Source organism: Streptomyces sp. NPDC006476 (genome assembly GCF_040612015.1).
In the GTDB taxonomy this organism is placed as follows: domain Bacteria; phylum Actinomycetota; class Actinomycetes; order Streptomycetales; family Streptomycetaceae; genus Streptomyces; species Streptomyces griseorubiginosus_B.
On record NZ_JBEXPK010000016.1, the window covers coordinates 186,439 to 194,755 of the forward strand.

8 protein-coding genes and 1 pseudogene are annotated in these 8,317 nt (G+C 72.3%); 3 read left to right on the forward strand and 6 right to left on the reverse strand.

Features of this window, described 5'->3' with window-relative positions:
• Nucleotides 1-2: 2 nt before the first annotated feature.
• Genes ABZZ74_RS20235 through ABZZ74_RS20250 form a run of 4 tightly spaced genes read right to left on the reverse strand, consistent with a single transcriptional unit; the run spans nucleotide 3 to nucleotide 4,375 of the window.
• Nucleotides 3-782, reverse strand: a complete 780-nt coding sequence (locus tag ABZZ74_RS20235) for a CDP-alcohol phosphatidyltransferase family protein (protein ID WP_356766707.1) — start codon at nucleotides 780-782, stop codon at nucleotides 3-5.
• Nucleotides 760-1,821 carry an iron-containing alcohol dehydrogenase family protein gene (locus ABZZ74_RS20240; protein WP_356766709.1) on the reverse strand — a complete coding sequence of 354 codons (1,062 nt, stop codon included), beginning with the start codon at nucleotides 1,819-1,821 and terminating at the stop codon, nucleotides 760-762. Before ABZZ74_RS20240 ends, ABZZ74_RS20235 begins: the two co-directional genes overlap by 23 nt.
• Nucleotides 1,809-2,561 carry a phosphocholine cytidylyltransferase family protein gene (locus tag ABZZ74_RS20245; RefSeq protein ID WP_356766711.1) on the reverse strand — a complete coding sequence of 251 codons (753 nt, stop codon included), beginning with the start codon at nucleotides 2,559-2,561 and terminating at the stop codon, nucleotides 1,809-1,811. Before ABZZ74_RS20245 ends, ABZZ74_RS20240 begins: the two co-directional genes overlap by 13 nt.
• Nucleotides 2,558-4,375: a DUF5941 domain-containing protein gene (locus tag ABZZ74_RS20250; RefSeq protein ID WP_356766713.1), complete on the reverse strand. Its 1,818-nt coding sequence runs from the start codon at nucleotides 4,373-4,375 to the stop codon at nucleotides 2,558-2,560. The genes ABZZ74_RS20245 and ABZZ74_RS20250 overlap by 4 nt, the downstream gene beginning before the upstream one ends.
• Nucleotides 4,376-4,652: 277 nt before the next feature.
• On the opposite strand from ABZZ74_RS20250, the gene galE reads away from it, so the two are divergent.
• Nucleotides 4,653-5,621, forward strand: a complete 969-nt coding sequence (galE, locus tag ABZZ74_RS20255; protein WP_356766715.1) for a UDP-glucose 4-epimerase GalE — start codon at nucleotides 4,653-4,655, stop codon at nucleotides 5,619-5,621.
• Nucleotides 5,622-5,959: 338 nt separating this feature from the next.
• Nucleotides 5,960-6,553, forward strand: coding sequence for an isopentenyl-diphosphate Delta-isomerase (gene idi, locus ABZZ74_RS20260; protein ID WP_356766717.1), 594 nt, complete (start codon nucleotides 5,960-5,962; stop codon nucleotides 6,551-6,553).
• Between the two features lie 6 nt (nucleotides 6,554-6,559).
• On the opposite strand, the gene ABZZ74_RS20265 is transcribed toward idi, so the two are convergent.
• Complete coding sequence (locus ABZZ74_RS20265) at nucleotides 6,560-7,033, reverse strand: ATP-binding protein (RefSeq protein ID WP_356766739.1); 474 nt, start codon at nucleotides 7,031-7,033, stop codon at nucleotides 6,560-6,562.
• A 222-nt stretch (nucleotides 7,034-7,255) separates the two neighbouring features.
• Here ABZZ74_RS20265 and ABZZ74_RS20270 point away from each other — a divergent pair, with 222 nt between their 5' ends.
• Nucleotides 7,256-8,011 carry an enoyl-CoA hydratase-related protein gene (locus tag ABZZ74_RS20270; RefSeq protein WP_356766719.1) on the forward strand — a complete coding sequence of 252 codons (756 nt, stop codon included), beginning with the start codon at nucleotides 7,256-7,258 and terminating at the stop codon, nucleotides 8,009-8,011.
• Here the strand turns inward: ABZZ74_RS20270 and ABZZ74_RS20275 are convergent.
• A pseudogene (locus tag ABZZ74_RS20275) lies at nucleotides 7,983-8,192 on the reverse strand (DJ-1/PfpI family protein); the annotation flags it as partial. The gene ABZZ74_RS20270 and the pseudogene ABZZ74_RS20275 overlap by 29 nt on opposite strands.
• Between the last annotated feature and the right edge of the window lie 125 nt (nucleotides 8,193-8,317).

An 8,317-nucleotide genomic window follows, 5' to 3' on the forward strand; every position in this document is an offset into this window, starting at 1 on the left:
GCTCACTTCAGCCTGCTGGAGGCGAGGATGGACACCAGGTGCAGCAGGGTCTGCAGCAGCGCGATGCCGGCCAGGACGGCCACACCGAGCCGGGAGAAGAACAGGTCGCCGCGCGCCTGGTCGACGACCGCCAGCACCAGGATCAGCAGGGACGCCTCGATACCGAGGATCAGCCGGTGGAACTTGAAGGCCGCGGCGGCCCGGCGGGCCAGCGCCATGCCGGAGGAGCGCATCTCGGCGGCCGCCTCCTTGACCGGCGGCAGACCGCCCTGGTGCCGGGCGACCTGGACCAGGTCGGTCTCGGCCTTGATCAGGATGGCGCCGAGCGCGGCCAGCGTGCCGAGGAACGCCCACAGCCAGTCGATGCGGCCACTGCCCCACAGGTCGGCGGCGCGCAGCCCGAAGCCGACGAGGACGGCGGCGTCGGTGAGGTAGGCGCCGACCCGGTCGAGATAGACGCCGTTCAGCGAGTACTGCTTCTTCCAGCGCGCGATCTCGCCGTCGACGCAGTCCAGCAGCAGATACATCTGGACGCAGAACACGCCGAGCACGGCGCCCGCGATCCCCGGCACCAGGAGCGCCGGGGCCGCGAGCACGCCGAAGACGGTCATCAGGTACGTGAGCTGGTTGGGCGTGACCCTGGTGTTCACCAGGTAGCGGTCGACCCGCAGGGACACCTCACGCATGTAGAGGCGTCCCATCCAGTGCTCACCGCTGCGCCGGTCCTTGACCCCAGCGGGGTGGACGACCGGACGGAGTTCAGCTACCGATGGCCTTGACATAGTCGGCGTAGATGTCCTTGATCTGGTCGGTTTTCAGGTCGAGGTGTTCGAGGATGGTGTAGCGGCCGGGCCGGGTCTCCGGCGCGAACTCCACGGCGCGGACGAACTCGTCCACCGTGAAGCCGATCTCCTCCGGCAGCACCGGAAGCCCGTGCCGGCGCAGCACCTCGGCCATGTCGGCCGACTCCTCGTGCGCGCCCCGCAGGAACATCGCGAAGGCGGCACCGAGGCCGCACTGCTCGCCGTGGCTCGCCGCGCGCTTGGGGTACAGCAGGTCGAAGGCGTGGTTGATCTCGTGACACGAGCCCGACGCCGGACGTGAGTCGCCCGAGATGGACATGGCGACACCGGTGAGGACCAGCGCCTCCGCGAGCACCTGGAGGAAGCGGTTGTCGCCGACTCCGCCCGGGTGCCTGAGCACCGCCTCGCCGGCCTGGCGGGCCATGGCCGCGGCGAGACCGTCGATCTTCTCGCCCTTGACCCGGTTGGCCAGCTCCCAGTCGGCGATCGCGTTGATGTTGGAGATCGCGTCACCGATGCCCGCTCGCACGAACCGCACCGGGGCCTCGCGGATGACGTCGAGGTCGATGACGGCCGCTATCGGGTTGGGCACGCCGTACGATCCGCGGCCGGCGTCGTTGTCGAGGGTGGCGACGGGCGAGCACAGACCGTCGTGCGCGAGGTTCGTCGGTACGGCGACCAGGGGCAGCCCGATCCGCGCCGCCGCGAACTTGGCACAGTCGATGATCTTGCCGCCGCCGAGCCCGACGACCGCGTCGTAGTGGCCGGCCTTCATCTCGCCGGCCAGCCGGATCGCGTCGTCGAGGGTACCCCCGCCGACCTCGTACCAGGTGGCGCCGGGCAGTGAGGGCTCCAGCCGCTCGCGCAGCCGGGCGCCGGAGCCGCCGCTGACGGCGACCGCCAGCCTGCCGGAGTGCGAGATGCGCTCGTCCGCGAGCACACAGGCCAGGTCGTCGAGGGCACCCGCGCGGATGTCCACGACCACCGGTGAGGGAATCAGCCTCGTCAGTACTGGCACGCGATCTCCCGTCCGCGGGCGAGATCGTCGTGGTTGTCGATCTCGACCCACTTGACGTCGCCGATCGGCGCCACGTCGATCCGGAAGCCGCGGTTCACGAGCTCCTGGTACCCGTGCTCGTAGAACTGCTGCGGGTCGCTCTCCCAGACCGTCTTCAGGGCGTCGGCCAGCTCCGGGGCGGCGTCGCCCTCGATGAGGGTGACGCCGATGTACTCGCCGGTGGCCTCGGCGGGGTCCATCAGCTTGGTGATCCTCGTCATGCCCTTGTCGGGGTCGACGACGACCTTCATCTCCTCGTCGGCGAGGTTCTTCACGGTGTCCAGGGCCAGGATGATGCGCCGGCCCTCGCCGCGCGCGGCGAGCAGGGTCCTCTCGACGGAGACGGGGTGGACGGTGTCGCCGTTGGCGAGGATCACCCCGTCCTTGAGGGCGTCACGGCCGCACCACAGGGAGTAGGCGTTGTTCCACTCCTCGGCCTTGTCATTGTCGATGAGGGTGAGCTTGAGGCCGTACTTCTGTTCCAGGGCCGCCCTGCGCTCGTACACGGCCTCCTTGCGGTAGCCGACGATGACGGCGACCTCTTTCAGGCCGATCTCGGCGAAGTTGCCGAGGGTCAGGTCGAGCACCGTGATCGAGTCCTCTATGCCCGCGGGCCCCACCGGCACCAGCGCCTTCGGCAGGCTGTCGGTGTAGGGGCGCAGACGCCGCCCGGCGCCCGCCGCCAGCACGAGGCCGATCATGCGGTTTCTCCTTCGTCGTGTACGGCGGGAGCCCCAGCGGACACCCAGAAGCGGATGCTCTCGACGAGCACCACCAGGGCGACGGCCACGGCGAGGACCGTGAGCGCGACCTTGAACTGCGAGGCGGTGAGCGCGGCGGCCAGGACCGTGACGAGCAGCGTCCGTCCCTCGTGCCCCCCGACGGCGCGCACCAGCCAGGCCGGGGGCGCTCCGGCGTTGCCACGGATGCGGTACACCGTGTCGTAGTGATGGTAGGCGACCGCGGCCACCAGCCCGAAAGCCGCGGGCAGCACTCCGTTTACCCCGGATTCGGCCGCCAGCACCAGGACGGTGCCGTACTCGGCGGCGCGGAGGACGGGGGGAACGAGCCAGTCGAGGGCGCCTTTGAGGGGACGGGAGACGGCGACGGCGGAGAGCAGGACGTAGCCGACGGCGGCCAGTGCGGTGGGCCAGGCGGCGCCCCAGAGTGCGGCGGAGATCACTACGAGGAGACCGCCGGCGAGGGCACTGACGGGTGCCGGGACGCGGGGGGCGACCCGTGCCGTCAGTTCGGCGAGCGGCCCGCCGTCCGCGAGGTCCGCCAGCGCCCGCGCGACCCGGTCGGTGCGCCGTGCCTTGCGCGTCAGCGACCGCAGGACCCGGCCCGTCGTGGTGTAGGTCGCCGCGACCGCGCAGCCGATGAGCAGGGCGTAGAAGGTGATCCGGGGAGTCGTGGCCGCCGTGAGGACCGCGATCATCGCCCAGCGCTCGCCGATCGGCAGCACGATCATGCGCCGTACCCACACCGTCCAGCCGACGCCGTCGAGCTTGTCCGAAAGGGCCGCCGTGGGGCTGGTGTTGGCGGTGGCGTCGTGGTTGGCCTCGTTGAAGGAGAAGTCCACGACGTGGCGGCAGGTCTGCAGGACCATCGCGCCGAGGGCCAACGCCCATACGTCGTCGCCGTTGCGGGCCGCTCCCAGAGCGAGCCCCGCGTAGTACGCGTACTCCTTGATCCGGTCGAAGGTGGCGTCCAACCAGGCGCCCAGCGTGGAGTACTGCAGGGAGTAGCGGGCCAACTGGCCGTCGGTGCAGTCCAGTACGAAGGACGCGATCAGCAGGACGCCGGCCGCGACGAACCCGGGCCGGGTGCCGGTGGCCGCGCACCCCGCGGCGATCAGCGCGGTGAGCAGGGAGGCGGTGGTGACCTGGTTGGGGGTCAGTCCGCGGCGGGCGCACCAGCGGGCGATGTAGCGGGAGTAGGGGCTGATGAAGAAGGTGGTGAAGAAGCCGTCCCGGGACTTCACGGCCGACTTCAGGCGTACGGCCTCGTCGTCGACGGCGGCGACGGCCTGCCGTGCCTCGTTGCGGTCCTGCGGGTCGGCGGGGACGGCGGCGACCAGGCTGCCGAGTTCGGGGCGGTGCACCTCGGCGCCGTCGTCGGCCAGGGCGGTGACGACACGGTCGGGGAGGCTCTCCACGGCCAGGGCCGTACCGCCGGTGGAGTTCACGCCGGCCAGGGCCGCGCCGCCGCCCGTCGAGTTCTCCTCGGCCAGGGCCCTGATGAGGGTCGCCCGGCCCTCGGGCTGTGCGGTGACGGCGCCGGGGACGGCGGCGAGGGCGAAGCGCGGGTCGGTCAGACCGAGGCGCAGGGCGTGCGGGTGGCCGACGAAGCGGGCGTCGACGAGGGCCACCCGCTGGTCGTACGGCGCCTCGGCGACGAGCCGCTCGGCGTCCGCGTCATCGGCGGCGGTCCGTACGTCGAAGCCGAGGGACCGCAGATCGCCCTCGATCGACGATCCGGGGACCGGCTGACCGGTGAGGATGGCGGTCGACAACCGAACTCACTCCCTGGGTGCCGACGCGGGGCGCCGGTGACGTGCACGGGTGGGGCGCCCCTTGGCTGCACCAGGCGGGCGGCATGTCGGCAGAGGCTATCGGATGACCGGAGTACGCCGTTCACCGGCCGTTCATGAGCCGATCAACGCCGTCTCCCCCGGCCTTTGCCGCGATCATCATCGGTGATCCGGGGTCCCGCCCACAAACCGCGCTTCGCAGACCGGGCATCCCGGACATCGGGATCGCCCCCGCGACCTCGGCATAAGGTGGGCGTCCATGACATGGCTGATCACGGGCGGGGCGGGATACATCGGGGCCCATGTGGCGCGGGCGATGGCCGGGGCCGGGGACACGGTCGTCGCCCTCGACGACCTCTCGGCCGGGTACCCCGAGCGCCTGCCGGCCCACGTCCCGCTCATCGAGGGGTCGGCGCACGAACCCTCCCTGCTCAAGCGGGTGTTCGCCGAGTACGACGTGACGGGCGTCGTCCATCTCGCCGCGCGCAAGCAGGTCGCCGAGTCGGTGGCGCGGCCCACCCGTTACTACGAGGAGAACGTCGGCGGACTCGCGAGGCTCCTGGAGGCGACCGCGGAGGCGGGGATCAGCCGGTTCTTGTTCTCCTCCTCGGCGGCCGTGTACGGCGACCCGGACGTGGAGCTGATCACGGAGGACACCCCGTGCGCCCCGGTGAACCCCTACGGCGAGACCAAGCTCACCGGCGAGTGGCTGGTGCGGGCGGCGGGCCGGGCGCACGGCATCGGGACGGTGTGCCTGCGCTACTTCAACGTCGCGGGGTCCGCCGCGCCCGAGCTGGCCGACACGGGTGTCTTCAACATCGTGCCGATGGTCTTCGACCGGCTCACCCGTGACGAGGCCCCGCGGATCTTCGGCGCCGACTACCCGACACCGGACGGCACCTGCGTCCGCGACTACATCCATGTCGCCGACCTCGCGGAGGCGCATCTGGCCGCGGCGCACCGCCTGGAGGCGGGCGCGAGCGGCGATCTGACGGTCAACATCGGTCGCGGCGAGGGCGTTTCCGTGCGCGAGCTGATCACGGTCATCGGCGAGGTGACCGGCGTCGACCGGGCCCCGGTGGTCGAGGGCCGTCGCCCCGGCGACGCGCCTCGCGCCGTCGCCTCCGCCGCGCGGGCCGCCCGGGAACTGGACTGGACGGCCCGGCTCGGGGTGCGGGAGATGGTGGAGTCCGCCTGGCGGGGCTGGCAGCACCACCACGGCGCATGAACCGGCCTCCGACCTGTCTGCGCCGCGCCTTCCGGCTGGAGCCGGCCGGCCATGCGGAACACGAGGCGGGGCTGTGCCACTGAGGCCGGTGGTGCGCTCCCGGAGCGGAACGCAGCCGTCCGGCGCGCACGCGCGTCCTTAAGCCCCACAGCCCCACCCCGGACGGTTCCCCGCCGACGGCAGGGGGCACGATCACCTACCGGGCCCCTCGTCCGGCGTCGACCGGTGACGGCCGTGGCCCGCGGAGCGCGCGGGACATGCGGGCGTGCCGGGAAGTGCCGGGAGTGCCGGATTCGTGCGGCACACTTGGGGCGCGAAGACCGATGCGAAGGATGGGTATGCCGATCACACCTGCCACCGCGACGCACAGTCCGTCGAACGGCACCGCAGACGCGATTTTGCTGGAACTGGTCGACGAGGACGGCGTCACGATCGGCACCGCGGAGAAGCTCGCCGCCCACCAGCCACCGGGCCGGCTGCACCGCGCCTTCTCCGTCTTCCTCTTCGACGAGCACGGCCGCCTGCTGCTGCAGCAGCGGGCGCTCGGCAAGTACCACTCCCCCGGTGTGTGGTCCAACACCTGCTGCGGCCATCCCTATCCCGGAGAGGCGCCCTTCGCGGCGGCGGCCCGGCGGACGTTCGAGGAGCTGGGGGTCTCCCCGTCGCTGCTCGCCGAGGCGGGCACGGTGCGCTACAACCACCCGGACCCGGACTCGGGGCTGGTCGAGCAGGAGTACAACCACCTCTTCGTCGGCATGGTGCAGTCCCCGCTGCGGCCCGACCCGGAGGAGGTCGGCGAGACCGCCTTCGTGACCCCCGCCGAGCTGGCCGAACGGCATGCCAAGGACACCTTCTCGTCCTGGTTCATGACCGTGCTCGACGCGGCCCGCCCGGCGATCAGGGAGCTGACGGGCCCGTCGGCCGGCTGGTGACGCCCGTCAGGGCACCCGCAGGGGCTTGAGCGGCAGGGCGGCCCAGATCACCTTGCCGCCGCCCGCGGTGTGCTCGACGTCGCACACCCCGCCCGCCTCCCGGGCGATCTCGCGGACCAGCAGCAGACCCCGGCCACCGGTCTGCCCGTGGTCCGCCTCCAGGGCGGTGGGACGGTAGGGATGGTTGTCCTCCACGGACACCCGCACCCACTCGGCCCCGACGGCGACCTCCACGGCGAGCATCGGCGACAGCAGCGCCGCGTGTTTGACGGCGTTCGTGACCAGCTCCGAGACGATGAGCAGCAGACCGTGCGCCAGGTCGTCGGAGACGGGTACGCCCTGGCGGTGCAGCAGGTCCCGCACGGCGTGCCGGGCCTGCGGGACCGAGGCGTCCACGGCGGGGGCGGTGAACCGCCAGACGCCCTCGTAGGGCAGCGGATCCGGCGGCTTTGGACCCGACCCGCCCCCGTGGTTCTCCATCGTCAGGTCGCCACCCTCGCGCTCGATTGTCACCACACGTCGAGTGTTGGTAACGAAGCGCATCGCTCCCGAGTACTGAACAGAAGTCAGCAACTATCGAGCGTTCGTGACCGTCCGCGCACGAGTCGGTCGGTTCTCGGACCGCTCCTGTCCCTCCGGGTGTCGTAAGTCTCGCCGATCCCTTCTTGATCGCGCACACGACGTGGCGGTTAGCATCCGGCCATGGAGCCCCAGCTGCTGCACACCGTCGCCGACGCGGTCGCCACGGTCGTCATCCGTCATCCGGCGAAGCGCAACGCCATGACGGCCGCGATGTGGGCGGCCCTGCCGCCGCTGCTCGCCACTCTCGCCGCCGACCCGGCGGTCCGTGCGCTGGTGCTCACGGGAGAGGGCGGGACGTTCTGCGCCGGGGCCGACATCTCCACGCTCCGGGAGTCGCCCGAGGAGGCGCAGCGGCTCGCGGTGCGGGCGGAGGAGGCCCTGGCGGCGTTTCCCAAGCCGACGCTGGCCGCGATCCGCGGGCACTGCGTGGGCGGCGGGGCGCAGCTGGCGGGCGCCTGCGATCTGCGGTTCGCCATGGAGGGCGCGCTGTTCGGGGTGACGCCGGCGAAGCTCGGGATCGTGTATCCGGCCTCCTCCACCCGGCGGTTGGTGTCGCTGGTGGGACCGGCGACCGCCAAGTACCTGTTGTTCTCCGGGGAGTTGATCGACACCGGGCGGGCGCTGCGCACCGGCCTGGTGGACGAGGTGCTGCCCGAGGGCGAACTGGCCAAGCGCGTCGCGGAGTTCACCCGGATCCTGGTCTCCCGCTCGCAGCTGACGCAGGCCGCGGCGAAGGAGTTCGTCAGCGGGCGGACCGACCGGGACGCGCACTGGAGCGAGCAGGCCCGCACCGGCGGCGACACCGAGGAGGGGGTCGCCGCGTTCCTGGAACGCCGTCAGCCGCGCTTCACGTGGTCGGCTCCTGGCCGAGGATGAACCGGCTGCGTGAGCGCATGAGTTCGACGACGTCCGCGGGCGCCTTGTGCGGGGACCCCGCGTCGTAGGGCGGCTGCGGGTCGTACTCGATCCCGAGCTGCACGGCCTGCGCGACGAAGTCACCGGCGATACGGCCCAGCAGGGCGAGGCCCATGTCGATGCCGGAGGAGACCCCGGCCGCGGGGGGGGGGGTGGGGGGCGGGGGCCCCCCCCCCCCCCCCCGGGGGGGGGGGGGGGGGGGGGCGCGCGGGACGGCGGGCCCCGCGGGGGGGGGGGGGGGCGCGCCCCCGGCCGGCGGCGCAGGGG